This window comes from Acinetobacter sp. SH20PTE14 (assembly GCF_021391555.1).
In the GTDB taxonomy this organism is placed as follows: Bacteria; Pseudomonadota; Gammaproteobacteria; order Pseudomonadales; family Moraxellaceae; genus Acinetobacter; species Acinetobacter amyesii.
Genome location: NZ_CP090067.1, coordinates 264618 through 291537, shown reverse-complemented (window position 1 = coordinate 291537; position 26920 = coordinate 264618). Strand labels below are relative to the sequence as shown.

25 protein-coding genes and 5 tRNA genes are annotated in these 26920 nt (G+C 42.7%); 13 read left to right on the top strand and 17 right to left on the bottom strand.

Going from position 1 to position 26920, the window contains the following annotated elements; genetic code table 11:
- Window positions 1–74 precede the first annotated feature (74 nt).
- The 6 genes from LXF01_RS01375 to LXF01_RS01350 are packed head-to-tail and all read left to right on the top strand — an operon-like array spanning window position 75 to window position 6299.
- A complete protein-coding gene (locus LXF01_RS01375; protein WP_233945410.1) occupies window positions 75–2915 on the top strand; it encodes a monovalent cation/H+ antiporter subunit A in 2841 nt (946 codons plus the stop codon).
- A 1-nt stretch (window position 2916) separates the two neighbouring features.
- Window positions 2917–3282, top strand: coding sequence for a Na+/H+ antiporter subunit C (locus tag LXF01_RS01370; RefSeq protein WP_078189407.1), 366 nt, complete (start codon window positions 2917–2919; stop codon window positions 3280–3282).
- A complete protein-coding gene (locus LXF01_RS01365; RefSeq protein ID WP_233944934.1) occupies window positions 3282–5090 on the top strand; it encodes a monovalent cation/H+ antiporter subunit D in 1809 nt (602 codons plus the stop codon). Before LXF01_RS01370 ends, LXF01_RS01365 begins: the two co-directional genes overlap by 1 nt.
- 1 nt (window position 5091) lies before the next feature.
- Entirely contained in the window at window positions 5092–5613 is a 522-nt protein-coding gene (locus tag LXF01_RS01360) for a Na+/H+ antiporter subunit E (protein WP_111884121.1), read from the top strand.
- A complete protein-coding gene (locus LXF01_RS01355; RefSeq protein ID WP_078192553.1) occupies window positions 5610–5885 on the top strand; it encodes a monovalent cation/H+ antiporter subunit F in 276 nt (91 codons plus the stop codon). Before LXF01_RS01360 ends, LXF01_RS01355 begins: the two co-directional genes overlap by 4 nt.
- Before the next feature lie 12 nt (window positions 5886–5897).
- Window positions 5898–6299 (top strand): Na+/H+ antiporter subunit G, encoded by a 402-nt coding sequence (locus tag LXF01_RS01350; RefSeq protein WP_111884120.1) that lies wholly within the window; start codon window positions 5898–5900, stop codon window positions 6297–6299.
- A gap of 2 nt (window positions 6300–6301) precedes the next feature.
- Here the strand turns inward: LXF01_RS01350 and LXF01_RS01345 are convergent, their stop codons facing one another.
- The 12 genes from LXF01_RS01345 to tpiA form a co-directional block, all read right to left on the bottom strand.
- Window positions 6302–6916 carry a hypothetical protein gene (locus LXF01_RS01345; protein WP_233944933.1) on the bottom strand — a complete coding sequence of 205 codons (615 nt, stop codon included), beginning with the start codon at window positions 6914–6916 and terminating at the stop codon, window positions 6302–6304.
- Window positions 6917–7320: 404 nt separating this feature from the next.
- Window positions 7321–7728, bottom strand: coding sequence for a ribosome-binding factor A (locus tag LXF01_RS01340; protein ID WP_078189413.1), 408 nt, complete (start codon window positions 7726–7728; stop codon window positions 7321–7323).
- A complete protein-coding gene (gene infB, locus LXF01_RS01335) occupies window positions 7728–10421 on the bottom strand; it encodes a translation initiation factor IF-2 (RefSeq protein ID WP_111884116.1) in 2694 nt (897 codons plus the stop codon). Before infB ends, LXF01_RS01340 begins: the two co-directional genes overlap by 1 nt.
- 10 nt (window positions 10422–10431) lie before the next feature.
- Window positions 10432–11916, bottom strand: coding sequence for a transcription termination factor NusA (gene nusA / locus LXF01_RS01330; RefSeq protein ID WP_078192558.1), 1485 nt, complete (start codon window positions 11914–11916; stop codon window positions 10432–10434).
- Window positions 11917–11951: 35 nt separating this feature from the next.
- A complete protein-coding gene (gene rimP / locus LXF01_RS01325) occupies window positions 11952–12476 on the bottom strand; it encodes a ribosome maturation factor RimP (protein WP_078192559.1) in 525 nt (174 codons plus the stop codon).
- Window positions 12477–12692: 216 nt separating this feature from the next.
- Window positions 12693–12769, bottom strand: a tRNA-Met gene (locus LXF01_RS01320).
- A 90-nt stretch (window positions 12770–12859) separates the two neighbouring features.
- Window positions 12860–12936 (bottom strand) — tRNA-Met (locus LXF01_RS01315).
- 58 nt (window positions 12937–12994) lie between these two features.
- Window positions 12995–13071, bottom strand: a tRNA-Met gene (locus LXF01_RS01310).
- Between the two features lie 73 nt (window positions 13072–13144).
- Window positions 13145–13221, bottom strand: a tRNA-Met gene (locus LXF01_RS01305).
- A gap of 48 nt (window positions 13222–13269) precedes the next feature.
- Window positions 13270–13354: transfer RNA gene (locus tag LXF01_RS01300), tRNA-Leu, on the bottom strand.
- Between the two features lie 52 nt (window positions 13355–13406).
- The gene (gene secG, locus LXF01_RS01295) at window positions 13407–13736 is read right to left on the bottom strand and encodes a preprotein translocase subunit SecG (protein WP_180084539.1); all 330 of its coding nucleotides are present in this window, start codon (window positions 13734–13736) and stop codon (window positions 13407–13409) included.
- Between the two features lie 13 nt (window positions 13737–13749).
- The gene (gene tpiA, locus LXF01_RS01290; protein WP_180084538.1) at window positions 13750–14541 is read right to left on the bottom strand and encodes a triose-phosphate isomerase; all 792 of its coding nucleotides are present in this window, start codon (window positions 14539–14541) and stop codon (window positions 13750–13752) included.
- 275 nt (window positions 14542–14816) lie between these two features.
- Between tpiA and pilB the strand changes: the two genes are divergently transcribed.
- The 4 genes from pilB to coaE are packed head-to-tail and all read left to right on the top strand — an operon-like array spanning window position 14817 to window position 19257.
- Window positions 14817–16526, top strand: coding sequence for a type IV-A pilus assembly ATPase PilB (gene pilB, locus LXF01_RS01285; protein WP_233944932.1), 1710 nt, complete (start codon window positions 14817–14819; stop codon window positions 16524–16526).
- Between the two features lie 32 nt (window positions 16527–16558).
- The gene (locus LXF01_RS01280) at window positions 16559–17785 is read left to right on the top strand and encodes a type II secretion system F family protein (RefSeq protein ID WP_078192563.1); all 1227 of its coding nucleotides are present in this window, start codon (window positions 16559–16561) and stop codon (window positions 17783–17785) included.
- Complete coding sequence (locus tag LXF01_RS01275) at window positions 17785–18645, top strand: prepilin peptidase (RefSeq protein WP_180156713.1); 861 nt, start codon at window positions 17785–17787, stop codon at window positions 18643–18645. Before LXF01_RS01280 ends, LXF01_RS01275 begins: the two co-directional genes overlap by 1 nt.
- Window positions 18646–18654: 9 nt before the next feature.
- On the top strand, window positions 18655–19257 hold the full coding sequence (gene coaE / locus LXF01_RS01270; protein ID WP_233944931.1) for a dephospho-CoA kinase: 603 nt from the start codon (window positions 18655–18657) through the stop codon (window positions 19255–19257).
- Window positions 19258–19275: 18 nt separating this feature from the next.
- On the opposite strand, the gene LXF01_RS01265 is transcribed toward coaE, so the two are convergent.
- From LXF01_RS01265 to ppnP, 3 genes are all read right to left on the bottom strand, one after another.
- The gene (locus LXF01_RS01265) at window positions 19276–20193 is read right to left on the bottom strand and encodes a DMT family transporter (protein WP_373684229.1); all 918 of its coding nucleotides are present in this window, start codon (window positions 20191–20193) and stop codon (window positions 19276–19278) included.
- Between the two features lie 8 nt (window positions 20194–20201).
- Entirely contained in the window at window positions 20202–20960 is a 759-nt protein-coding gene (gene rlmB, locus LXF01_RS01260) for a 23S rRNA (guanosine(2251)-2'-O)-methyltransferase RlmB (protein ID WP_233944930.1), read from the bottom strand.
- Window positions 20961–21137: 177 nt separating this feature from the next.
- A complete protein-coding gene (gene ppnP, locus LXF01_RS01255) occupies window positions 21138–21461 on the bottom strand; it encodes a pyrimidine/purine nucleoside phosphorylase (RefSeq protein ID WP_067763086.1) in 324 nt (107 codons plus the stop codon).
- Window positions 21462–22061: 600 nt separating this feature from the next.
- Here ppnP and recN point away from each other — a divergent pair.
- On the top strand, window positions 22062–23723 hold the full coding sequence (gene recN / locus LXF01_RS01250) for a DNA repair protein RecN (protein WP_180156706.1): 1662 nt from the start codon (window positions 22062–22064) through the stop codon (window positions 23721–23723).
- Between the two features lie 61 nt (window positions 23724–23784).
- Here recN and LXF01_RS01245 read toward each other — a convergent pair whose 3' ends face one another.
- Window positions 23785–24510 (bottom strand): hypothetical protein, encoded by a 726-nt coding sequence (locus tag LXF01_RS01245; RefSeq protein ID WP_162689751.1) that lies wholly within the window; start codon window positions 24508–24510, stop codon window positions 23785–23787.
- Between the two features lie 308 nt (window positions 24511–24818).
- Here LXF01_RS01245 and LXF01_RS01240 point away from each other — a divergent pair, with 308 nt between their 5' ends.
- Window positions 24819–25373 (top strand): YqgE/AlgH family protein, encoded by a 555-nt coding sequence (locus LXF01_RS01240; RefSeq protein WP_180022050.1) that lies wholly within the window; start codon window positions 24819–24821, stop codon window positions 25371–25373.
- Window positions 25366–25809: a Holliday junction resolvase RuvX gene (gene ruvX / locus LXF01_RS01235; RefSeq protein ID WP_078192570.1), complete on the top strand. Its 444-nt coding sequence runs from the start codon at window positions 25366–25368 to the stop codon at window positions 25807–25809. Before LXF01_RS01240 ends, ruvX begins: the two co-directional genes overlap by 8 nt.
- Before the next feature lie 105 nt (window positions 25810–25914).
- Here the strand turns inward: ruvX and LXF01_RS01230 are convergent, their stop codons facing one another.
- Window positions 25915–26898 (bottom strand): HlyD family secretion protein, encoded by a 984-nt coding sequence (locus tag LXF01_RS01230; RefSeq protein ID WP_233944929.1) that lies wholly within the window; start codon window positions 26896–26898, stop codon window positions 25915–25917.
- Window positions 26899–26920: the final 22 nt, after the last annotated feature.

Here is a 26920-nt window from a genome sequence, read left to right as displayed (position 1 = left end):
TTTGGACTGCTCTTTGCTGTCCTGTAATCCTTGAAAGATGAAATACACCTAGGTTTCACCGCCTAATCATGACAATGGATACGAGTGTGCTACCGATTATTATATTGTTACCGTTAATACTAGGCACAACACTTGTCTCGTGGTTGAAGCAATTCTCTCGCGGGGTAACAGCTTTAGGGGCGATTGGCGTCAGCCTCAGCAGTTTAGTTTTATTATTGAGTCAGGCTCAAGATGTATTTAATGGCAAAACCATCATTCAAACATGGCCATGGCTCACTCAAGTTGGCATTGATTTCAGTTTCCGTCTTGATGCACTGGGCTTATTGTTTTCCCTGCTCATTACCGGGATCGGCACCTTAATTTATATCTATGCCTACTATTATTTAAGTCCAAAGAATTCGCTCAGTAAACTGTATGTTTTATTGATGCTGTTCATGGCTGCCATGCTCGGCATTTCATTGTCTAATAATTTAATTTTATTGCTTATTTTCTGGGAACTTACCAGCATTTCATCTTTCCTTTTGGTTGGTTATTGGAGTAATTACGACGCAGCTCAGCGTGGCTCTCGAATGGCTTTGACCATTACAGGTATGGGTGGTTTATGTATGCTGGGTGGTTTTGTTCTGTTGGCGCAAATCACGGGCACCTATCAGATTGATCAAATCCTAACCATGAGTAGTCAAATTCAGCAGCACTCGCTTTTTGTACCCACACTGCTATTAATATTAATGGGGGCTTTTACTAAAAGTGCGCAGTTCCCTTTCCATTTTTGGTTGCCAAATGCTATGGCGGCACCGACCCCCGTCTCGGCCTATTTACACTCTGCCACGATGGTGAAAGCCGGAATTTTCCTGCTTGCACGCTTATTACCGATTTTTGCAGGCGCTACGTTGTATCACAACTTGGTCACCTTTATTGGCTTATTTACCTTATGTATGGCAGCATTCTTTGCCATTTTCAAAGAAGATTTAAAAGGGCTTTTGGCCTATTCCACCATCAGCCATTTAGGTCTGATCGTTTGCTTACTGGGGATCGGTTCTCCCCTTGCAGTTGCGGCTGCCATTTTCCATATCATTAACCATGCGACCTTCAAAGCAGCCCTATTTATGATCGCGGGGATTATTGACCACGAAACAGGCACACGTGATTTACGAAAACTCTCTGGTTTATGGCAATTACTTCCGTTTACCGCAACGCTAACCATGATCACTGCGGCCTCTATGGCAGGTGTCCCATTAACCAATGGTTTCCTTTCTAAAGAGATGTTCTTTACTGAACTTTTGGCCAACCTGACTGGGCCTGTGATGATCGTATCAGCCATCATTGCCACCTTTGCCGGTATCTTTGCTGTCGCGTATTCAGTACGTTTAGTTCACGGGGTGTTTTTTGATGGTCCACTGGGGAAAGAAATTCCCAATAAAGAAGCACATGAACCACCGTTTGGTATGCGCGCACCAGCAACATTACTGGCTGCTTTATGTATTTTAGTTGGATTATTCCCTGCCCTATTAGTTGAGCATATAGTCAACAGCACAGCACGTGCGAGTATTCAAAACCTAACGTTTGAAGGTGCACATTTAGCGATTTGGCATGGTTTAAATGCACCGCTTTTGATGAGTGTAATAGCACTCTTGGGTGGTTTAATTTTCTACTTCGCATTGGCAAAGGGCGGCAAATTACGCCGGATCGACTTAGATCCATTTTTGGGTCGTTTGCAAGGTAAAGTGCTGTTCGACTTATTTTTAAAATATCTTTTACTCAGCTCAAGAAAATTTCGTCGCTTTACTGAAAACGGCAAATTACAAAGCTATGTATTGTGGATTTTAATCTTTAGTGTAGCCATCGTCATCGTTCCATTTTGGCTGCAAGGCATCGGCACAGGCAGTCGTGAACTGGTACATGCACCGGTCATCGCGATCGTTCTGTGGCTATTATTATTCTCTGCATGTTGGATGATGCTTTGGTTCCACCATGAACGGATTAAAGCCGTCCTCATCAGTGGTGCAGTCGGTCTGGTTGTGACCATGGTGTTTATCTGTTTCTCCGCTCCCGATTTGGCGTTAACACAGATTACTGTTGACGTGGTGACCACAGTGCTCTTACTCATGAGCTTATCGTTATTACCACAGCTCACCCCTTATGAGTCGAGCGTGTCACGTCGTTGGCGAGATGCATTGATTGCGATTATTGTAGGTCTAGGGATCGCATGGATTTCATGGTTGATCATGACCCGTGATCATAACTCCATTTCATGGTTCTTCATGCAGCAGTCTATCCCACTTGGTGGTGGTACCAATGTGGTCAACGTGATCTTGGTGGACTTCCGTGGTTTCGATACCTTTGGTGAAATTACCGTACTGGGAATTGCTGCAATTGGTACGCTATGCATGATGGATGGTATGCGTGCTCATGGCACCACCATTACGCAAGGTCTGACCTATCGTTTTAATCCGTCGCCACTGATGTTCCGTATTACCTCATCTTGGATTTTGCCTTTGGCCTTGGTGGTCAGTCTGTATATTTTCCTACGAGGTCACAACTTACCGGGCGGTGGCTTTATTGCAGGTTTAATTACCTCTTTAGCCTTAGTGATTCAATATATCGCGCTCGGTCAAGACCGTGCCGAACAATTGATTGGTGCAAAATCAGGTCGCTTATATGAAGTGTGGATTGGTATTGGTTTAACCATTGCGGGTTTGACAGGGATCGCTGCTTGGCTATGGGGCCGCCCATTCCTGACCAGTGCTCATATCTATGTCTCACCACCCATTTTAGGTGAAATGCACCTTGCCTCCGCTGCCCTCTTCGACACAGGTGTCTATATCACTGTTGTGGGCGCGACGATGTTAATGATTTCCGTCTTAGGCGACTCGCGTCACTCGAGTATGTCTGGTCCAGTTCCAAGAGGCGAATAAGATGATTAGTTTAGAATTTTTACTCGCTTCAGCCATTGGCTTACTGACCGCAACAGGGGTATACCTGATTTTGCGGGCACGTACCTTTCCTGTCGTGCTGGGTTTAGCCATGATTGGCTATGCTGTGAACTTATTTTTATTTGTCATGGGGCGTATTCATGTCAACGCACCGGCTGTGTTAACGGAAACAACCAAAGCGACCGATCCTTTACCACAAGCCTTGGTCCTAACCGCCATTGTGATTGGCTTTGCGACCACTGCGTTTATCGTACAATTGGCTCTGCGTAGCCGCTATGAAACCGGAACAGATCATGTGGACTCCAAAGAAGAAATACCGCAAATTGACCCGCGGGAGGATGAGCCATAATGCATGATTTCATCCAATTTTGGACTACCCACAGCCCGATTTTCAGTATTTTAATTCCTGCCATTACTGCATTTATTTTAGTCCTGCTGGGCAACCCCGGCTCTGGCTCGTTGGCACATGACTGGCGACAACCTTGGCGTCGTGGAATCAGCTATGTTTCTGGCATCCTTGGGCTGATCACATCTATCAGTTATTTGATGATCGCCAGCTCTGGCCAAGTCTTGGTTTATAACCTGAGTGAATGGGCTGCACCGTTTGGTATTGTCTTAGTCCTAGATCGACTCTCAGCTTTCATGTTGGTGCTGACCTATGGACTTGCTGTGCCAGTGATGTGGTTTGCCAGCAAAGAATGGGACGAGCGTGGTCGTTATTTCCATGCCATGTGCCATTTCTTACTGATGGGTTTGTGTGGTGCGTTCCTGACAGGCGATTTATTTAACCTGTTTGTGTTCTTTGAAATCCTGTTGATGGCATCGTACGTTTTGCTCTTACACGGCCAAGGCAAAGCACGTTTTCAATTGGGTATTCATTACGTCACCATTAACCTATTTGCCTCTGCCCTCTTCCTGATTGGACTCGGGATGATTTATGGCAGTGTAGGTAGCTTAAATATGGCAGATGTTGCACGACTTATGCATTTGCTTGAAGCGGATCAACATCGTATTGCTGTAGCTGGTGCATTGTTACTGTTTACCGTCTTTGGCATCAAGGCAGCAATGCTGCCTGTAGGGTTCTGGTTACCGAAGACCTATGCTGTGGCAACCACTCCTGTCGCAGCCTTGTTCACCATTATGACCAAGGTCGGCATTTATGCCATTCTCCGTGTTAATGGCACTGTGTTTGACGATGGGATTAGCCGTGAAATCTTACAGCAGTGGCTATTACCGATTGGCTTAGTAACCTCGCTCTATGGTGCCTATGGTGCTATCGGAACGGATCGTTTACGTCGTTTTGTCGGTTTTATGATTTTGTCTTCTATCGGCACAATATTGGTTGCGATTTCACTCTTTAATACGGATGCATGGGCTGCAGGACTTTATTACCTGATTCACAGTACCATTATTGGTGCAGCTTTTTATATTCTATCGGGTTGGATTACCTCACAACGCGGCGAATTTAAAGATCATTTTAAAATTGCGCCCCGCATGAAACAGCATAATACAGTTGCTGTCTGCTATTTCATCATTGCGTTGATGATGGCTGGTCTACCACCATTTAGCGGCTTTTTGGGTAAAGTATTTATCTTACAAGCAACAGCCAATTCACCTTACCAAATCATGATTATTATAATTGTTTTGTTGGTGAGTTTACTCAGTATCATGGCATTTACCCGCGTTGGTTTTGTACTTTTCTGGCGTTCATCTCGTCCAGAAGATGATATTGATACTGAAGAATATCAACGTTATCAGGCTTTGCCGAATAAGGCTCCGCTACGCAATGACAAGACCATTTATCTACTATTAACAGCGCTTGTGGGATATATGGTCTTTGCTGCACCAATCTATGACTATACCTACAAGACTGCGCAGCAAATTCAAGACAACCCATTATATGAATCGTTGCTATTGAAAAAGGATAAAGAAGGTCAAATTATCAGTGTTCAACCTTATGATCCTGAAAATTTACCTGAAACCAAATATGGTGGCGAATCAGCGGATCCAAATGCACACCTCATCCCTGCATTGATTGCGCCTGAAACCTTAAATGGCGAACATATTTCTGAATATAAGCAACGCCAAATTCAGGGACAGCAACAAGAAGAAAAATTGCCTGAAGAGACCCAGCTGAAACCGATGGAGGTACCTTAACATGGCGACACTATCTTTATTTAATCGCTGGTTTCCGCATCCATTGGTATCAGTCATGGTTGGTCTGAGCTGGGTGATGTTAGCGCACAGTTTAGATGCGGCCACACTATGCATGGCCTTGGTTTTAGCCATTGTTATTCCGCGAATGGTTCGCCCTTTTATTGATCGAACACCGAATATCAACTGGCTGGCAGCATGTAAATTATTCTTTGTGGTGTTATGGGATATTATTGTCAGTAATATCCATGTTGCAAAACTCGTCCTTGGTCCGACACATAAATTACATCCGAAATGGTTCCGTGTTCCTCTCGATACACAGCATGAAGAAGTCAATTCTCTGCTTGCGATGATCATCACCACGACACCCGGTACGGTGTCTGCCGGAATTGACCAAGACCGTGGTGATATTTTGGTCCATGCGCTGAGCACGGATGATCCTGAAGCAGAAATTCAAACCATTAAAGAGCGCTATGAGCGCCCTCTCATCCTTATTTTTGGCGCTGATACAGGAGAGTCTGCATGACAATTTTACCTTATGCGCTTGGCATTTGTTTAGTTGCGGTGACGATCTCGATGTTACTGTGCCTCATCCGCTTGGTGATGGGACCCTCAGTTGTGGACCGACTACTTGCTTTAGATACTTTGTTCTTAAATGCCACCTGCTTAATCGTCATTTTAGGTATTTATTGGGCAAGTACATCAATGTTTGAAGGGGCTTTATTGGTTGCCATGCTTGGGTTTGTATCTACAGCTGCTTTAGCGCGTTATTTCACTACTGGCCACGTCATCGACTAGGAGTCCTTTAATATGCAATTAGTCATGGAAATTTTGGTCTCGATTTTTTTGGTGATTGGCGCTTTTTTCATGTTGGTCGGCGGTATTGGCATGGTTCGCCTACCTGACTTATTTATGCGACTGCACGCACCGACTAAATCAAGCACCTTAGGTTTAGGAAGTTTTCTAATTGCTGCAATTATTTATGCAGCATTTCAAGGCCGTTTTGGATTTGCAGAAATCCTGATCACGCTTTTTGCTTTTATCACTGCACCGGTTTCTGCAAACCTCATGGCACAAGCGGCATTACATTTACGACTGCGCTCGATGAGTGGTGATGCACCAGAGGCTCTGAATCGCCCTCTTCCTTGGCAGCGAACTCGGCGCCGTGCATTTCACTCTAAACGCCATTCAAAACCGGAGGATCTGGATTAAATCTAGATCCAGTTTTGATTATCCCTTATAGCCCAAAAGTCTTTAATTTTCATCCATAATTTCTCAAATATATTTCCCTGAGCCATATATTGCAAACGCTTTTGGTTATATGGCGTCGTTTTTAAACCATATTTTTCAGCTAAATCAATCAGCATATTTGTTTCATAACGACTTTGAAAATGATCAGACCATTTAGGCTGATATTGACTCATCTCAAGATTCGCCAATTCATAAAACAGCTGTGCCATCACGGCATCCTGTCTTGAAACAAAATTTTTCCGCTCACTGATTTGTAAGCTGACCTGTTCTCGTATGGCATCGTATTCCGCTGTTGTGGGTTTGCGCTGATCACTCCAATGTCCATCAGGAACATAGCCTGTTCCATAATGTACATTTAACAATGGATATTCATGAAAATATTTTGGTGTCGCGCGCTTGGTTTTGGCTTCTAAAATATTCAGATGAATCCATTCACTGCCAAGATGTATCAATGGATCACGCTTCATACCTTCTGCAATCCAATTTTTGGCCAGTTTAATATTGCCGATCAACTCATAAGCTGTGCCTAAATTCACTGCCGTCTTCGGTAAACCTAGATGCTCAATTTCCAATTGCACGTAAAACCTTAATGGCTAAATCGTAACGGCCTGCGCAGATCTGATCTACGGCATAATCATTTTCTGCCTGATAGTCTATTGGGCTAGGATGCTTGAGACAAAGTGATTCAATTTCTCGTCATGATGTTCTTCGCGTCGATTTTCTTTTTGTGAATCAGATGTATAAAAAATCTTCTACATAGGTATTTAAACATGCCCAACTTGGCATAGTAATAAATAATGCGCTACTCAAAAGGATTATTTTTTTTCAATTCATTATTTTTACAGATTGGCGGATTAAATATCATGTTCGACCTGTCTTTCATTGGCATATTATAATTTTAAAGTGATTGAGTTTTTAAATTACCGTTATTCAAACATAAAAAAGCCACCCAAAGGTGGCTTTTTTCATTCAGCAAACTGAATTATTCATCATCTTTTTTTGCTTCGTCAGTAGGAGGTAAGTCCTTGACTGCTTCCGCAATTAGACCAAACATATAGTTGCCATAAGCATTTGTTTTGTCGTAATGGAAACGCAAACGTGGCGTAATACGTGTTTTGATACGACGGCTTAGTTCATGACGCAAGAAACCAGATGCTTTATTCAAGACATCTAAAGTCTCTTTATTTGCGGCTTCACTTTGCTCATCGCCTAGCTCACGACCCATTACAGTCACATAAACTTCGGCATATCCTAAGTCTGGGCTCACCTTCACGGCAGAGATGGTCACGAGACCACCTAAGCGTGGATCTTTCAGCTCCTGACGGATCAGTTCTGACAACTCACGTTGTACTGTATCCGCCATACGCTTCAGACGTTGACTACCCGCCATTAAAGACTCCGTTTAATTAATTGAACATCGTACACTTCAATCTTATCTTGTGCTTTGATGTCTTTATAGCCTTTCACCGCAAGACCACATTCCATACCGGCACGAACTTCTTCAACCACATCTTTGTAGCGACGAAGAGATTCAAGCTCGCCTTGGAATACCACCACGTCATCACGTAATACGCGAATCGGTTTATTACGGTGTAATGTACCTTCAAGTACCATACAACCTGCAGCAGCACCGAATTTACTTGAGTGGAACACTTCACGTACTTCAGCAACACCCAGAATTGTTTCACGGTGTTCAGGCGCCAATTTACCGCTCATCGCATCTTTCACATCATCAATTAATTGATAGATGATCGAGTAGTAACGAATGTCGATACCATCAGCATCAGCTTTTTGACGTGCAGTATTATCAGCACGTACGTTAAAGCCGAGAAGAACCGCTTCTGAAGATTCAGCAAGTGTTACGTCAGACTCAGTGATCGCACCAACACCTGAACCAATAATACGTACTTTCACTTCATCAGTTGCAAGTTCAGCAAGTGCAACGTGTAATGCTTCCAAAGTACCACGTACGTCTGTTTTCAATACCACGTTGACAATAGGCACATCTTTCTTGCCCATAGACGCCATGATATTTTCAAGACGCATCGCAGATTGACGTTCAAGACGTTTTTGACGTTCACGATCCATACGCGCATCAGCAACTTCACGTGCTTTTTTCTCGTCATTTACAACAAGAACTTCATCACCTGCCATTGGCGCTTCTGGTAGACCCAAGATTTCCACAGGAATCGAAGGACCAGCAGATTTAATACGTTGACCATTTTCATCTGTCATCGCACGTACACGACCGTATGACGAACCTGCAAGAACAAGGTCACCCACTTTCAATGTACCGTTTTGAACAAGAATCGATGTTACCGCACCACGCCCTTTGTCTACACGTGCTTCAATTACAACACCTTGTGCTGCACCTTCTTCAGATGCTTTAAGCTCAAGAAGTTCGGCTTGAATTGAGATCAAGTCTAGAAGCTCGTCGATACCTGCACCGCTGTGCGCAGAAACCATTGCTACTGGAACGTCACCGCCCCATTGCTCAGGTACGATTTCTTTCGTCGTCAACTCATTCAATACGCGATCTGGATCAGCAGACTCTTTATCCATTTTGTTGATAGCAACAATAATTGGCGTACCTGCTGCACGTGCATGGTCAATCGCTTCCGCAGTTTGTGGCATAACACCATCATCTGCTGCAACAACCAACACTACGATATCTGTAGATTTCGCACCACGTGAACGCATTGCAGTAAATGCTGCGTGTCCCGGTGTATCCAAGAAAGTAATAATACCTTTTTCAGTTTTCACATGGTAAGCACCAATATGCTGTGTGATACCACCTGCTTCACCTGCAGCCACTTTAGAGCGACGAATACGGTCAAGAAGTGATGTTTTACCATGGTCAACGTGACCCATAATTGTCACAACTGGCGGACGAGTGGTTTGGACACCACGCGCTTCTTCAGCTGCTTCAAGTAAGTTGTCTTCTGCTTGTGTATCCGAAACAAGTACTGGATTGTGACCCATTTCTTCAACAACAAGTGCTGCAATTTCTTGATCAATCGCTTGGTTTTGAGTAACCAATTCGCCCATTTTCATGAGTGATTTGATAACTTCGCGAACTTTAACCGCCATTTTCGCAGCCAAGTCAGCAACAACAATTGTTTCACCAATTTCAACATCATAAACTTGTTTTTTAACTGGTTTTTCAAAGCCATGCTTGTTCGCTTGACTTGTTTTTAAACCACGTTTATGTGAGTTATCACGGAAAGATTGCTCTTCGCCACGACGACCACCTTTTTTAGGTGAACGTGAATTGTTGGTATTGGTACCACGTTTAATTTCACGGTCTTCTTTCGCAAATGAATCTTCATATGCCTGACCTACAAGGCCGGCAGCAAGCGGAGAATCATCTACAACACGAATGGTCGCAGTAGTGTCTTCGTTAGAATACTTAGACGCCATTTGACGCATTTGCTCAAGCGTACGTTGTTGCGCTTCTTCAGCGGCTTTACGACGCGCCGCTTCTTCTACAGCTTTCAATTGTGCTGCTTGAGCTTCACGTGCTTTTTTCTGTTCTAGAGTTTCAACAGGTTTTGTAATTGGCTTGTTGTTTGACTTACGTTTTACAACAACCGCAGCTTTCGGTGTTTCTTGCTTCGCATGTTCTTGCTTCGCAGCAGCACGCATTGCTTCTAAAGCTTGTTTCGCTTTAGATACTGGTTGTTGCTTCGGTTCTTCAGCTTTCGCTTCAACCTTAGGTTCCTGTTTACGTGCTTGTTGGTCAGCTTGTGCTTTCGCTAATGCTTCAGCTTTAATTTGCTCAGGATCCGGTTTAACAAATGTATGTTTCTTACGAACTTCTACATTAATCGTTTTTGCCTTGCCCGATGTACTCGCCACTTTAGCAGTACTGGTAGTTTTACGTTTCAACGTGATTTGTCCTGCATTGCCCGCATCCTGACCATGAACTTTTTTCAAATGGTTAACGAGGGCATTTTGTTGTTCAGTGGAGATAATATCGTCAGGTTTAGTTTGTGGTAAACCCGCATCACGAACCTGTTCCAGCAGCTTCTCAACTGGACGACCCACGCTGAGAGCTAACTCCTTAATCGACTTGTCCGTCATATATTACCTCCTAGTTAAACCATGATTCGCGCGCTTTCATAATAAGTTGACCTGCTTTTTCAGCACCTAAACCTTCGATATCAGAGATATCGTCAGTGGCTTGATCTGCAAGATCATCTACAGTTACCACACCGCGAGCGGCAAGCGCATATGCGATTTCTTTAGTCACGCCTTCCATTGCAGCAAGCTCTTCGCTTGGCTCTTGGATGTTTTCTTGTTGCTTCAATGCATCAGCCAATGCAATTTCTTTTGCACGACCTTGTAGCATTTCAACAGTTTCAGCATCAAGTTCGATCTCATCGAATGTTTCCGCAGGAACATACGCGATTTCTTCTAATGACGTGAAACCCATTTCAACTAACGCCATCGCTAAGTCTTCATCAATATCTAGACGTGTAACAAACATATCTAAATATTGTTGCGCTTCGTTTTGTTGGCGTGCGTGATATTCTTCTTCAAGCATCATATTGAGCTTGTAACCAGTCAATTCAGATGCTAAGCGTACGTTTTGACCTTGAGAGCCAATTGCACGTGCTAACTGATCACTCGTTGCAAAAATAATATCTGCAGTACGTTCTTCTTCATCAATCACGATACCTGATACATCAGCAGGCTCTAGAGCACTTGCAATGTACTGTGCCGCGTCATCAGACCAAACGACTACATCAATACGCTCACCATTTAACTCTGATTGAACTGCTTGGATACGTGTACCACGCATACCAATACATGCACCTACAGGATCAATACGGTGATCGTTTGTTTTCACAGCGATTTTAGCACGAACGCCAGGTTGGCGTGCAGCAGCCTTAATCTCAATGATTTCTTCAGCAATTTCAGGAATTTCTTTCTTCATCAATGCAATGAGCATTTCTGGTTTAGAACGAGAAAGTAATAACTGAGCACCACGGCCTTCACGGTTTACGTTAAACAAAATCGCGTTTACACGTTGTTTAGGACGTAGAATTTCTTTAGCGATCATTTCTTCACGCGCAAGATATGCTTCTGCATTGTCACCTAAATCAATGATAAAGCCATCTTTGGTTTGTTTTTTCACTTCACCGTAGATGAGTTCACCAACTTTAGATTCGTAAGCATCTGCAATTAGCGCACGCTCTGCTTCACGAATTTTTTGAACAATTACTTGTTTCGCAATTTGTGCCGCAATACGACCGAAATCAATCGATTCAACTTCAAGTTCACGGATATCCCCAATTGCCCATTTTGCAGGATCTACATCAGAGATCGCATCTTGGCATGCTGGCATTTCGTGATCTTCGTCGGCAACCACTTCCCATTGACGGAAAGTACGGTAATCACCAGTACGACGGTCGATTTCTACACGTAGACGAGCTTCTTCCGAGTGAGTTCCCTCGTAGAATTTCTTCTTAGTCGCTGCAACTAAAGCTTGTTCAAGCGCTTCAAAAATTGCATCACGACTTACACCTTTTTCGTTACTAACCGTTTCTACTACGGTAAGAATTTCACGAGCCATAAGTCACCTATTCGTTCAGATTCTTATTTATTAAATTAATCTTGGAAAACCAGATTTGCTTTATCAATATTGTGGCTGTCAATATCCAACACTTGTTGCTTTTCAACTTCAACCTGAATCATTTCGTTCTCAAGGTCTACGTTTACAAGTTTGGCTTGGAATTTACGACGATTATCTACAGCACTGATCAAACGCAAAGCGACTTGCTGACCAATGTATGCCGTCATTTGTTCCAATTTAAAGAACTGACGATCCCAACCTGGAGATGACACTTCTAATGCATATTCGCCTGAAATTGGATCATGTACATCCAACATCGCACCCACTTGCTGAGTGACACGAACACAGTCCTGCACGCCGATACCACGGCCTTGCTCAACTTCGCCATCTTCATTGATGACAGGTTCTGCATTTTCATCAACTTCACGGTCGATATAAATACGTAACAGTGAACGTTTTCCTTGAGGTTGGAAATCAATCCCCCAAAGTTCTACATCACATGCTTGCACCGCTGGGGCAATTAAGTCCTGAAGTGCTTGAGTTTTATTTGATAGCTTCATTTACTCTCGTCAAATTTGTGCGATTCGATGGTCGAAATGACCACTACAGACCAATGCGAAACTATAGTAGTAGTGAAACATGACGGTTTGACCAAAATACTGTCGACACTACACGATAGCCAATAAAAAAGGGCGTAAATCGCCCCATTATTACACAGAAAACCATAGTCCACTGTGCAAAAAGGCCCACCTAGTTGTGAGCCTCTTTTAGAAACTTGGTAGCGGGAGCTGGATTTGAACCAACGACCTTCGGGTTATGAGCCCGACGAGCTACCAGACTGCTCCATCCCGCATCAACATGCAAAAATTATATACAATTTCTTGGTCATTTTCAATCTAAAACAACCTGAAGAATTGCCCTACTGAGTTGCATCTCAGAGGATTGGTAGCGGGAGCTGGATTTGAACCAACGACCTTCGGGTTATGAGCCCGACGAGCTACCAGACTGCTCCATCCCGCATCAACATCACAATGACTTTCAGATAAACTGCTTATATAGATTGTGTGCTATATAAGATTGGTAGCGGGGGCTGGATTTGAACCAACGACCTTCGGGTTATGAGCCCGACGAGCTACCAGACTGCTCCACCCCGCATCAATATGCAAATAGTTTTCTCAGCTTTAAAAGCTGTCCATTTAAAAGTTTGCATCTTAAAAATAGAATTGATTGGTAGCGGGAGCTGGATTTGAACCAACGACCTTCGGGTTATGAGCCCGACGAGCTACCAGACTGCTCCATCCCGCATCAACAGAGTTTTGCTGCATACACCAACTTATGTTCTGGATTATAAGTTGGTGCGGAAGGGGGGACTTGAACCCCCACGCCCGAAAGCACTACCACCTCAAGGTAGCGTGTCTACCAATTCCACCACCACCGCAGCTGTGACGCATTCTAGTCGCAACACGTCAAAAAAGAAAGTGCTAAATAAATTATTCAGCGCTTTTTGGTGCAGTTGGCGAAGTTTCAGCCGATTTTGCAGGCGCAGTCGGTACTGAAGAAATCGCATTCAGACTATAAGCATTTGTCGTTTGTTTCTTTGCAAACACAGCAAGTGTCAAGCTCGTAACGAAGAACAAAGCCGTTAAAATCGCAGTCAAACGGGTCATAAAGTTACCCGAACCCGATGCACCAAATACAGTTGCAGCACCGCCGCCACCAAAAGATGCACCCGCATCTGCGCCTTTACCATGCTGAACTAAAATCAGCACGATCATTAAAATCGCTAAGATAATATGTACCACCAGCACAAACGTATGCATGCTGAACTCCTAATTATTTTGTATTTGCAAATGCTTGAGCAATTTTATAAAACGACTCTGCATTTAATGATGCACCACCGACCAGCGCACCATTGATATCCGGACAGGCTGCCAACTCTACTGCATTTTCAGGTTTTACACTACCACCATAAAGAATCGCAGTATGAAGTCCCATTGGGGTGATTTGGCTTAAACCTTCACGAATTTTAGCATGCATCGCTTGCGCATCTTCAGGTGACGCCGTTTTACCTGTGCCAATAGCCCAAATTGGCTCATAAGCAACCACAATTTGTTTCCACTGCTCTGCTTGTACGACAGCAGCAATATCACATATTTGTTGTAACACAATCTGTTCTGCTTGGCCGCTTTCACGTTGTTCTAAGCTTTCACCCACACAATAAATCACAGTCAAACCTGCGTTTAATGCATTTTTTACTTTTTCATTAATGATATGCGGTTGATCAGCGAATATTTCACGGCGTTCCGAATGACCAATCAGTACAAACTCAACACCATAATCTTTTAATAGCTCTGCACTGAGCTCACCCGTATATGCGCCTGTACCTGCGACGCGAGAAACATCTTGTGCAACGGTTATGATGTTACGGCTTGCTTGTGCTAATTCATTTTGCACCGTGGTCAAAGCAATAGCTGTTGGTGCAACCCCAATATGGCATGCCGCTTCAGCAATATTTTGTTCATCTAATAATTGCTTAAAATTCTTAAGAAGTGCGCCAGCATCGGCTTGCAATGGGTTCATTTTCCAGTTACCCACTACCCAAGGCGTAATCGTCGAACCCGACATATTTATCCCACATGACAAAGATGAAATCGGGCACATTCTACACGTAATTCATAATTTTGAAGATAAATTTCAACACATTTGCATCTTCGAAGCACACCAGTCATTCCAAGATCTTCACTTTTCTGTAAAAAAATTAAGCAGATTTAAGGACTGGTTCATGCTTTTTACCAATTCTTAGCTAGTGACAACACTTTAAGATATGGTATTTTTGTGCAACAAAAGTATAATTTTGCTATACCAATTATAAACAGACTGAAGCATAGGCAAGTAAAAGCATGACAGCAGTTCAAGGTTCTTCAAGATTTACGGGGTTTATTCGTCGCTTAGTTGACGAAGGGCATCTGTCTGCCGAAAAAATGCAAACAGCGCTGCAAAATTCAAAAAAGGCTCATCAAGATATCGTGCCGCATTTGATTCAGGAATATCACCTTTCAGCACGCCTGATCGCAGAAACCATCTCGATAGAGTTCGGTGAACCGGTTTTTGATATTTCAACTTATGATACGTCTTTAATTATACGTGATGAATTTGAAGATAAACTCATTACCAAGCATCGTATTTTGCCTATTTTTAAACATGGCAATTTATTATTCGTTGCGATCAGTAATCCCACCAATATTGAAGCCGTAGATGCCATCCGATTTGGTAGTAAGCTCAATACCGAAACCATTATTGTTGAACATGACAAACTTGAAAAGTTAATTGAACAGAACTTTGCTGAAGAAAGTACTTTTGACTTTGATGATGACTTTGATCTTGATTTAGAACAGGAAAATATTGATCCAGCGAAAGAAGATGAAGATGAGGCAACAGGGGATGAAGCTCCGATTGTTAAATACATCAATAAACTACTGGTCGACGCCATTCGTATGGGTGCATCTGACTTACATTTTGAACCCTACGAAAAAACCTATCGCGTCCGCTACCGTGTCGATGGCGTGTTAAGAACAATTACAAATCCGCCATTACAGCTCGCTACACGACTCGCTTCACGTTTAAAAGTCATGTCACAAATGGACATCTCGGAAAAGCGTATACCTCAAGACGGTCGTATCAAGTTAAAGCTGTCAAAGAACAAAGCTATCGACTTCCGTGTGAACTCTTTACCGACATTGTTTGGTGAAAAACTTGTTCTACGTATCCTTGATCCATCTAGTGCGATGCTAGGGATTGATGCGTTGGGTTATGAACCGGATCAAAAAGAACTGTTCATGCAGGCTTTAGAAAAACCACAAGGCATGCTACTCATTACCGGTCCAACGGGTTCCGGTAAAACCGTATCTCTATATACAGGTTTAAATATTCTCAACCGTGAAGATACCAATATTTCAACGGCCGAAGACCCTGTGGAAATTAACTTAGAAGGGATCAATCAGGTCAACGTAAATAATAAAGTCGGCCTCACCTTCTCTGCAGCCTTAAAATCATTCTTACGTCAAGACCCTGATATTGTGATGGTCGGTGAGATTCGAGATTTAGAAACGGCTGAAATTGCAATTAAAGCGGCTCAAACAGGTCACATGGTGATGTCTACACTGCATACCAATAGTGCACCTGAAACACTGACACGCTTACGCAATATGGGCGTGCCTTCATTTAACATCGCGACATCCGTGAACCTTGTCATTGCGCAGCGACTTGCACGTCGCCTATGTTCACAATGTAAAGAAACAGTAGACGTACCAAAACAAAGTCTATTGGAGCTTGGTTTTACCGAAGATGATTTAAATACACCAGAATTCCAAATATACCAGCCTGTTGGTTGTGCCGAATGCCGTGAAGGCTATAAAGGTCGTGTGGGTATTTACGAAGTCATGAAAGTGACACCTGAAATTTCAAGAATTATTATGGAAGACGGCAATGCCTTACAAATTGCCGAAGCTTCAAATCAAGCAGGTTTCAACAATTTACGCCGTTCAGGCTTAATTAAGGTCATGCAGGGGGTGACTTCACTTCAAGAAGTCAATCGTGTGACCAGTGAGTAAGTGAATTAGTATTTAAAAATAAGGATAAATTCATGGCTGTAAAAAAAGCGCAGATGATGCCAACCTTCAGTTATGAAGGCGTGGATCGCAAAGGGGCGAAAATCAAAGGGGAAATGCCTTCGCGTAATATGGCTTTAGCTAAAGTCACTTTACGTAAGCAAGGCATCACCATTAAAACCATTCGAGAAAAACGTAAAAACATTCTCGAAGGCTTGATGAAAAAGAAAGTATCCACTTTGGATATCACGGTATTCACGCGCCAACTTGCAACCATGATGAAAGCCGGTGTACCGCTCGTTCAGGGGTTCGAAATCGTGGCGGAAGGCTTAGAAAACCCAGCCATGCGTGAAGTGGTCTTGGGGATTAAAGGTGAAGTTGAAGGTGGCAATACATTTGCTGGTGCACTCCGTAAATATCCGCAGTATTTCGACAACCTATTTTGCTCATTAGTTGAATCAGGTGAACAATCGGGTGCACTTGAAACCATGTTAGACCGTGTTGCAATTTACAAAGAAAAAAGTGAATTGCTTAAGCAAAAAATTAAAAAAGCCATGAAATACCCAGCTGCGGTAATTGTTGTCGCGGTTATTGTGACGATCATTTTGATGGTGAAAGTAGTTCCCGTATTCCAAGACTTGTTTTCATCGTTTGGTGCAGACCTACCTGCCTTTACCAAAATGGTAGTGAACATGTCGGAATGGATGCAAAAATATTGGTTCTTCCTCATCATTGGAATTGGCGCTGTGATTGCTGGTTTCATGGAAGCAAAAAAACGTAGCAAAGCTTTCAGAGACTTCTTAGACAAAGCTGCACTCAAAGCACCAATTTTTGGGGATTTGGTTTATAAAGCAATTATTGCCCGCTATAGCCGTACCTTGGCAACCACTTTTGCTGCCGGTGTACCCTTAATTGATGCGCTTGAATCAACCGCAGGTGCAACCAACAACGTGGTCTATGAAACAGCGGTCATGAAAATTCGTGAAGATGTGGCGACTGGTCAACAGCTGCAGTTTGCGATGCGTGTCACCGATAAATTCCCATCTATGGCGATTCAAATGGTGGCTATTGGTGAAGAATCCGGTGCCTTGGATGCTATGCTAGACAAAGTGGCAACGCATTATGAAAATGAAGTGGATAATGCCGTAGATGGCTTAACTTCGATGATGGAACCCTTGATTATGGCGGTACTAGGTGTCCTCGTTGGTGGTCTTGTGATTGCAATGTATCTTCCAATCTTCCAAATGGGTTCTGTGGTTTAATGCAAGAATTAATAACATATTTAATTAATACACCAATTGCGTTATATATCGCAGTTGGGATTTTTAGTCTTTGCATCGGTAGTTTTTTGAATGTAGTAATTTACCGCACACCAAAGATGATGGAACAAGAATGGCGTACGGATTGCCAACTGTTTTTACATCCGGATCAACCGATTATTGACGAAACAAAGATCACCCTGAGCACACCTGCTTCAACCTGCCCAAAATGCAAAACGCCCATTCGTTGGTATCAAAACATTCCAGTCATCAGTTGGATCGTGTTACGCGGAAAATGTGGAAGTTGCCAAAATTCAATCAGTAGCCGTTATCCACTGATTGAATTACTCACCATGATCTGTGCGCTGATTGTTGTTGCAGTTTTTGGTCCAACTATCCAAATGCTGTTTGGTCTAGTGCTGACTTATGTATTGATTGCCTTAACATTTATTGACTTTGACACCCAACTTTTACCTGACCGCTATACCCTTACTTTGGCTGCATTCGGGCTTGGCGTGAATAGCTATGCCATTTATACCTCTGCAACCTCAGCCATTTGGGGGTATATCATCGGGTTCTTATGCCTATGGATTGTTTACTTTTTATTTAAAATCATAACTGGCAAAGAAGGCATGGGCTATGGTGACTTTAAACTTTTAGCTGCGTTGGGTGCATGGATGGGCCCTTTCCTGCTCCCACTGATTGTATTACTCTCTTCACTAGTAGGTGCAATTATTGGCATTATTTTGCTCAAAGTTCGTAAAGAAAACCAACCTTTTGCATTTGGTCCCTATATTGCCATCGCTGGATGGATCGCCTTTTTATGGGGTGATCAAATTATGAAAATTTATTTGGGTCAATAAGGTCGTTGTATGACATTTGTCTTGGGTTTAACAGGTGGTATTGGTAGCGGTAAATCTGCTGCAAGCAATTGGTTTGAACTCCAAGGCATTCAAGTGGTCGATGCTGATATCATTGCACGCGAGGTTGTCGAACCGGGGCAACCCGCACTGATTCAGATTCAACAACAATTTGGTGATTGGGTTCTACTGGAAAATGGTGAGTTAAATCGGCGCGCTTTACGTGAATATATCTTTAAAGATCCTACAGCACGTCAAGCACTTGAAGCCATTACCCATCCTGCAATACGTCAGTCCATTATCCAACAGTTAAATGAAGCCACCAGCCCCTATGTCATCTTGGTTTCGCCGCTGTTATTTGAAACCAATCAACATGAATTAACCAATCACACCTTACTTATTGATGCCACAGAACAATTGCAAATTCAGCGTGCATCACAGCGCGATGGTCAAAATATCGAGCAAATCCAAAAAATCATTCAAGTGCAAATGTCGCGTCAGGAAAAGCAAAAAATTGCAGATGATATCGTGCTGAATGATGGTCATTTAGATCATCTTTATGCACAGCTTCGGCCGTTGCATCTCAAGTACTTAGCGCACGCTGAAAAAAGCTAAATAAAAAAGCAGTCTTACTCAGACTGCTTTTTTTTGTTGTTCGAGTTGCTGCTCTAGACTGTCCTTTCGTCCCAACCATTTCCACGGTTGAATCGCTCCAATCCCCATCCCGACCAATCCACACACAATTGCAAAACTTAAGGGTTCATTCAGCAGCGGTACCGCTAAAATTGCAGCAATAAAAGGTGCCAAAGTTACGATACTTCCGGCTTTAAATGCACCCAGACGCTTGATCGCCTCTACATACGTTAAAGTCGCAATAATCACCACAAAAATACCGTGAAAGATAACTTGTCCAATGAGTTGCAATGGCTCTGGGTCAGACCAATGTTTAGGGAAAAATAGTAGATAAATAGGTACGAATACCACGGCAGACCAAACCGCAACCCCCGCCATGGCATGCCAAGCAGAGAGCCTCCATTGCTTAAGCAATACCGTAAATATCCCCCACCAAATGGCACTGATAAAAAATAGCAAATCACCTAAACCAAATGCCACACCAGTCTCGACGTACATTAAATAGCTCATTAAGCTAATGGCAGAGACCATAATCACCACACTGATCCACGTATGCTTATCGAGCGGCTGCTTGAAGATCAAAAACGCGGCTATGGCTGTACATAAAGGAATACAACCATTGAGGAAAATTGCAGCATGGGCCGCAGGAGCATAATGAAATGCGCTATAGGCCGTTAAACAATAGGTCACCCCACCGAGCATAGCAAGGATAAAAGGCTCTTTTTTCCATAAAAAAGCCGTATCTTTTTTATAAATCAAAATTGGCATTAAGATGCAAAATGCCAAAGCAAACCTGAGCGCCGTGATATCCCAAGCACTGATTCCCCAATTGGCGCTTAAACGCGCCGTTAAGGTAAATCCACCCCAAATACACATGGTAATGAACACATATAAATAACCTTGCTTTTGAGGAGACATCATCACTGCTATTTCAATTCATTATTACGTTGACGGCATGCTTCATACAATGCCATACCGGTTGCGACACTGACATTTAAGCTTTGCAAATTACCAGCCATTGGAATGTAAACAGTTTGATCACATTGCGCCTGCGTAATAGGACGTAAACCTGTATCTTCAGCGCCCATCACCACACATACACCCGTACCTGTGAAGTCAAAATTTTGAATCGGCAATGCTTTTTCATCTAGCATAGTGCCGACCACACGTACATTAAAGTCTTCTTTGATTTGAGCCAAGGTACGTGCCAAGTTCGTCACCTGAATAAACTTCACTTTTTCAGCACCACCTGCAGCAACTTTACGGGCTGTTGGGGTAAGCGTCGCTGAACGATCACGCGGTGCAATCACCGCTTCAACACCCATGGCTGCCGCTGTACGAATGCATGCACCAAGGTTATGTGGATCTGTAATATGATCTAATGCCAATAGCAACGCATTTGGATTGGCTTGTAATAAAGCCTCTAAATCTTTTTCGTTCAAAACTGGATGTGGACGTACAGCAGCAACCACACCTTGATGGAACGGTTGTCCCGCAAGTTTTTCCAAACTATCACGGCTAGCTTTTTGAATGCTGACATCAAACGGTTCTGCAAGCTCAAAAATACGTTTTAAACGCTGATCATCACGTCCTTTTAACGCAAATAAAGTTAAAACGCGTTCTGGCTCAAGTTCCAGTAATGACTCCACTGAATGAACGCCATAATAATATTCCGGTTTCGCCATGAACGACCTCTAAATTGCAAACTTCGATAAACTTTTGAACAGGGTATGATATCCCTAGAGCACAGCATAGGCTGCCAAAAAGAAAAATCCTGCAAAGCAAGCTTTACAGGATTTATGCTATGACACATAGTTTAACCGATTTGAGGTTAAAAAACTGTGCCTAAATGGATTGAATCATTAGCCTTCTAAGTGGCACACATAATCCAACACTTCGTCTGTTTCAATTTTAAATCGGCTATTACCTGGCACGTAGAATGATTGACCCGCACGGAATAGTTCGCTTTCTTCGCTATCTGCAATTTGAACACGACATTCACCTGAAATAATTTCCATACGTTCAGGTACATGGGTTTCAAAAGTCAGCGCTTGTTCAGTTGGAAGCAACACACCCAGTGTTTTCTTTGTTCCATCTTCAAATTGCACAGTATGGCTGATGCATAGACCGCCAAAATAAACATTTGATTTTTTGATGACTGATACATGATCAAACTGTGCTGACATGCGTTTTCTCCAGATAAAGCATATTTATAATATTTTGATCGATGTAGTTTAATTGTGCTGCAAAAACTAATCAATCTGTGTTGAAAACTGTGCGATAGATAATTACAAAAATCTGAGTACTGGATGTGCCCCTATTTCATCCCACCACCTCAACATTGAGAGTCTAAAACAAGCTGTGCTGTTGTACAAAATACTTTTTTGTTTCATCCACTAAAGTCCTAGTTAGGGTCTATTGAAACGCTGCAAAATCATTTCACAGATATATACATGGATAATGAATTATATGGACGGATTTAAGAGACCAAATCATGACGTTTTAAGGCAATAACACGTTAGATTAGATACAAGAATACATACACAAACGTGTTTTGTGAGAACTTAGCAAAATGTTGGATGATTTAAGCTCACGTTATGCAAGATCATTTACTCTTTGCATCACTACACTGCGTGCTTACGGCAGATACGAAACTAATTTCTTATTAAACTGAAATTTAGGATAGAATTATGAGGTTTTTCGTCATCTTAAAATAAAACTTATCTTGTGACCAAAACAAAACTTAATTATCTTTAACTAGAACTTTTCGCAGCTCGGATGCGTTTATGCTGACACATTTAACTCTGATCAATTTTGCATTAGCCGACCATTTAGCCATCGACATTGAACAAGGCTTTAACGTCCTGACGGGTGAAACAGGTGCTGGTAAATCTTTGCTGCTAGACGCACTATCAGCATGTTTAGGTGAACGAACAGACACCAACTATGTGCGCTATGGATCAGACAAAGCCGATGTGACAGCGACCTTTAGCTACCAAGAGCACAGTCCTGAAGCACTGTGGCTCAAAGAACATGAGCTGGATGATGAGTCTGGAGAAATCCATTTACGTCGCGTGATTTTTGCAACAGGTCGTAGCAAAGCATGGATTAATGGACGTCCGAGCAGCTTATCTGAGTTAAAAGAAATTGGCCGCTTATTGGTACAACTCTATAGCCAACACAGCCAACAACAACTCTTGGAACCGCCTTATCCAAAACATTGGCTAGATCGCTATTACAATTTTTATCAGCCTGCTCAAGCCGTGCGTGATGCCTATAGCAAATGGCAAAAGGACATTCGTCAGCACCAAGCAGCGCTCGATGCCCAAGCCACACGTAAGCAACGGATAGAAACGCTTGAACTTCAATTGGAAGAACTTGAAGACCTTGTGCAAACGGACTACAAAGAAATCGAGCAAGAATTTGACCGTCTCAGTCATCATGAACATATCATGCAAGATTGTAGCTATGGTCTAAATGCCCTCGATGACGCCGAGCAAAATATCAATCAAGAAATGGGCGCGATCATTCGTCGGATTGAATCGCATGCAGGACGTAGTGAACAACTTTCTGAAATTTATACGTCGCTACTGAACGCTCAAAGTGAAATTGAAGATGCCACCGCAAATTTACGTCAGTTTATTGATCGTCAAAGTTTTGATCCTGAACGTATGGACGAATTAAATACCAAACTGGAAGTTTTTCATCGCTTAGCGCGTAAATATCGTACTCAGCCTGAAGATTTAAAACAAGAATACGAAGCATGGCAACTTGAGTTAGAGCAACTGCATCAGCTGGAAGATCCTGAAACGTTGGCAGAACAAGTTGAGGTTTCTCATCAAGACTTTTTAGCCAAAGCACAGCATTTGGATGATATTCGTCGTGAAGCGTCTACCCCATTGGCGAAGCAATTGACCGAACAAGTGAAGCAGCTCGCGCTCCCAGAAGCACATTTTGAATTTAAATTTGAACCGCTTGAACATGTTTCGAGTGAAGGTTTAAGCTTTATTCAGCTGTTATTCACAGCCAACAAAGGGATTCCTGCTCAGCCTCTAGCACGCGTGGCATCGGGGGGTGAATTGTCACGTATCGCCTTAGTCATGCAAGTGATGAATGCTGAAAAAACCGAATCCGAAGTGTTAGTCTTTGATGAAATTGATGTCGGGATCAGTGGCGGAACGGCAGAAATTGTCGGGCGTTTGTTGGCTGATTTGGCGCAGCATGTTCAAATTCTATGTATCACGCATCAAGCGCAAGTTGCAGCACAATCCGATCAGCACTTGTTGGTGAAAAAACGTCAAACGGATCCTGCAAGCAGTATCATTATCGAATTAGAAGAAGATGATCGGATCCAAGAGCTGGCTCGAATGACTGGTGGTGTGGAGATTAGTCAAACGACCTTACAACACGCAAAACAGTTGCGACAATTAAAATTTCAACATAGTTAATTTTTGATGCTTTCAAAAAAGCCTGTGTATTCAAAGTACACAGGCTTTTTTCTTAAATACACTATTTGACAATCCCCTGATACACAAAGGCTTTCGAGCCTAAGCTATAGCGTAAATATTTATACTGCGGCTGATGTTGTTGATTGAGTAACATAACATCCACGTGTTTCGGACTGATTTTGAGATATTCATTACCGCTACGACGATCGGTTTCATAATGGCAGTCATAATCTACCGAGATTTGATCTAGTTTCTTTTGCTTAGTTTGAAATACATAAGATTTAAGTAACTGTTTTGGTCCAACTTCAACAGCTCTTAAATGATGTAGTCCACTGCAATTATCACCTTTATAATAACTCTTCACCAAATATACGGTTTTATTTTGGATGTTGACCGGCAAAATTTGATTGATATAGCCTGAGTCAAATTGATCTAAATGTTGCGTTTTTCCCGTTGCATATTGCACATAGCTGCTCCACTCCCCCATGGTGCCTCCGCCAGACACATCAAAACTATAAAATTTAAGTTTTTTATCTGGTGAATATTGCACATGAACAAAACCTTGCTTTTCGAGTTGCGTAAATCCGTAGTGAAAACTGCTCGGATCTGCCGCAATGACATCCACAATTTCACGTTCTATCGCTTCATTGACCTCATAAAAATTTAAGTTTTTATATTTTTTAATCACCTGAGATTCATGTTTTTGTAAGTCAGCGCTTCCTGCAAAGCCTGAAATAGGTAGGCTTGCACAGAGTGCCATCCCTATTATTTTTGAAAAATGTGTCATTGTTTTACCCTCAGTTTATCCTGCTATTTTAAGCAATCCTTATCATCCATCACGTATATCTTCTCCTCACTTTTGTACTGCTGTTGTTCAAATCACCAATCATCGCTTCACAATTCACCACATTGCAGACCTGCCTGCACGATGAAGATTTTTAGCATGTCCCTCACCGGTCGTGCATGACAAATATTGAATTTGCGGAAAAACTCATTGTTGAAAACTTGTGAGTCTAGTATGTTGATAAATACAACGTTATTCGAATGCAATTCACCCCAAGAATGAAACTTACCCCAATAAGGAGAAGCCATTAGGTGACTAAACAATACCTCACACACCGCTGCCTGATTGCTCCACCCGAAATGAACGATGAATTCTTTGCCAATACGGTGATTTATTTAGCGCGACATGATGAAGATGGCGCTCAAGGCATCATTATTAATCGTCCTTCTGGCTTGCAGATCAAAGAACTATTGAATGATTTGGAAATTGAGGCAGATAATGTGCATCCTCATGAAGTGTTGCAAGGTGGTCCTTTGCGCCCAGAGGCAGGTTTTGTTCTTCATACCGGTCAACCGACATGGCATTCATCTATTGCTGTAGGTGAAAATGTCTGCATTACCACGTCTAAAGATATTTTAGATGCGATTGCACACAATGAAGGTGTTGGTCGTTATCAGGTGGCTCTAGGCTATGCCAGTTGGGGTAAAAGCCAATTAGAAGAAGAAATTGCTCGGGGTGATTGGCTCATTTGTGACTCAGACATGGATTTAATATTTAACTTACCTTATGACGACCGCTGGGACGCTGCCTATAAAAAAATGGGCGTAGACCGCACGTGGTTATCATCTGAGATTGGACATGCCTGATTTACCACAATATCAAATGATTATGGCCTTTGACTTTGGCACACAAAAAACAGGAATGGCTGTGGGACAAGCCTTGATTGAAAGTGCAAATCCCCTGCCACTCTTTCCCATGAAAGATGGCATTCCCAATTGGGATAATCTACTCAAGATTGTGAAACAGTATCAGCCGGATTTGTTCATCGTGGGTCTACCGCTCAATATGGATGATAGCGAGTCTGAACTCTCCACACGTGCGCGTAAATTTGCACGACGCCTTCGCCACCAAACCAATATTGAAACCTTGATGGTCGATGAACGCTTAACGACACGTGAAGCGCGTGATGAATTAGATCATTATCAAGCCCAAGGCCGTGCGAAGAATCTTTCTGCCGACAGCCTTGCTGCAGCATTGTTTATTGAAAGTTGGTATCGAAATCCAGTCGGGCTAAAACCTTAAGCGCTTTCAACAAACAGGCAAATAAAAAAGCATCCAAAAGAGGATGCTTTTTTATGCGCAAGATTGATCACTCAATGCTGCGCAAATGAAATGATTGGGGATAACTTAGTTTTTATCCACAATATGAATCGTAGTGGTTCGACCTGCGACAAAAGCCAACTGATCATGCGGCACTTCATCCAGTACAATTTTCACTGGTACACGCTGTGCCAAACGGACCCAACTAAAGGTTGGATTAACATTAGCAAGCAAACCATCAGTCGACGTACGTTCACGGTCTTCAATCCCTGTGGCAACGCCTTGTACATGGCCTTTATAAACTTCAGAACTTCCCATCAGTTGGATTGTTGCAGGTGCGCCAACATAGATTTTATCCAGTTTGGTTTCTTCAAAATATCCCACAACATACAATTGTTGACGATCAATTAAAGCCGCCACGGCTTGTCCTACTTTGACGTAATTCCCTGCTTTGAGTTCAAAGTTAGACAAAGTTCCATCTGTTGGTGCAACCACTTCCGAACGTTTTAAATTCAACTCAGCCAAATGCAAACTGCTATTCGCTGCTTCAATTAGGGCTTTTTGCTGCACCACACTGGCTTTGGCTTGTTCAATCGCTGCCTGAGTTTGCTCATGCTCTGCATGTGATTGATCACGCACTGCAAACATTTGATCTTGTTCTTGTTTTGAAATCGCACCGTCCATCAAACTTGCATAACGATTTGCATTTTTATCTGCAAGATTGATATTGGCTTGTGACTTCACTAGATTGGCTTTGGCTTCAGCAAGCTGTGCTTCAGCCCCTGCCAGTCCTGCTTTGGCTTGCTCAACATCCAAGGCTTGACGTGCCACATCTATACGAAATAACACTTGGCCTTTTTTCACTTGTTGGTTGTCTTGAACCAAAACGTCTGTGACCAAACCTGAAACATCCGATGACACTTGAATCACGTCACCACGTACCCGTCCATCACGCGTCCAAGGTTCCGAATTGTAATATTCCCAAATATGTTTTAGCGCAAGTAATGCGCCACATAGCACAATTATTAGCAATACAGGCCGAACATATTTTCGGACATTCAAATTGGTCATACGATTACCTCAATCATTTCAT

Coding starts and splice junctions, on each gene's coding strand:
- ppnP (WP_067763086.1), bottom strand. CDS start 21,461: ATGTCAGCACAGTTTGATCATGTATCAGTCATCAAAAAATCAAATGTT.
- infB (WP_111884116.1), bottom strand. CDS start 10,421: ATGACGGACAAGTCGATTAAGGAGTTAGCTCTCAGCGTGGGTCGTCCA.
- LXF01_RS01340 (WP_078189413.1), bottom strand. CDS start 7,728: ATGGCGGGTAGTCAACGTCTGAAGCGTATGGCGGATACAGTACAACGT.
- LXF01_RS01230 (WP_233944929.1), bottom strand. CDS start 26,898: ATGACCAATTTGAATGTCCGAAAATATGTTCGGCCTGTATTGCTAATA.
- nusA (WP_078192558.1), bottom strand. CDS start 11,916: ATGGCTCGTGAAATTCTTACCGTAGTAGAAACGGTTAGTAACGAAAAA.
- LXF01_RS01375 (WP_233945410.1), top strand. CDS start 75: ATGGATACGAGTGTGCTACCGATTATTATATTGTTACCGTTAATACTA.
- LXF01_RS01245 (WP_162689751.1), bottom strand. CDS start 24,510: ATGACACATTTTTCAAAAATAATAGGGATGGCACTCTGTGCAAGCCTA.
- secG (WP_180084539.1), bottom strand. CDS start 13,736: ATGCATACGTTTGTGCTGGTGGTACATATTATCTTAGCGATTTTAATG.
- pilB (WP_233944932.1), top strand. CDS start 14,817: ATGACAGCAGTTCAAGGTTCTTCAAGATTTACGGGGTTTATTCGTCGC.
- LXF01_RS01275 (WP_180156713.1), top strand. CDS start 17,785: ATGCAAGAATTAATAACATATTTAATTAATACACCAATTGCGTTATAT.
- LXF01_RS01280 (WP_078192563.1), top strand. CDS start 16,559: ATGGCTGTAAAAAAAGCGCAGATGATGCCAACCTTCAGTTATGAAGGC.
- rimP (WP_078192559.1), bottom strand. CDS start 12,476: ATGAAGCTATCAAATAAAACTCAAGCACTTCAGGACTTAATTGCCCCA.
- LXF01_RS01360 (WP_111884121.1), top strand. CDS start 5,092: ATGGCGACACTATCTTTATTTAATCGCTGGTTTCCGCATCCATTGGTA.
- ruvX (WP_078192570.1), top strand. CDS start 25,366: ATGCCTGATTTACCACAATATCAAATGATTATGGCCTTTGACTTTGGC.
- recN (WP_180156706.1), top strand. CDS start 22,062: ATGCTGACACATTTAACTCTGATCAATTTTGCATTAGCCGACCATTTA.
- LXF01_RS01355 (WP_078192553.1), top strand. CDS start 5,610: ATGACAATTTTACCTTATGCGCTTGGCATTTGTTTAGTTGCGGTGACG.
- tpiA (WP_180084538.1), bottom strand. CDS start 14,541: ATGTCGGGTTCGACGATTACGCCTTGGGTAGTGGGTAACTGGAAAATG.
- coaE (WP_233944931.1), top strand. CDS start 18,655: ATGACATTTGTCTTGGGTTTAACAGGTGGTATTGGTAGCGGTAAATCT.
- LXF01_RS01350 (WP_111884120.1), top strand. CDS start 5,898: ATGCAATTAGTCATGGAAATTTTGGTCTCGATTTTTTTGGTGATTGGC.
- LXF01_RS01265 (WP_373684229.1), bottom strand. CDS start 20,193: ATGTCTCCTCAAAAGCAAGGTTATTTATATGTGTTCATTACCATGTGT.
- rlmB (WP_233944930.1), bottom strand. CDS start 20,960: ATGGCGAAACCGGAATATTATTATGGCGTTCATTCAGTGGAGTCATTA.
- LXF01_RS01365 (WP_233944934.1), top strand. CDS start 3,282: ATGCATGATTTCATCCAATTTTGGACTACCCACAGCCCGATTTTCAGT.
- LXF01_RS01370 (WP_078189407.1), top strand. CDS start 2,917: ATGATTAGTTTAGAATTTTTACTCGCTTCAGCCATTGGCTTACTGACC.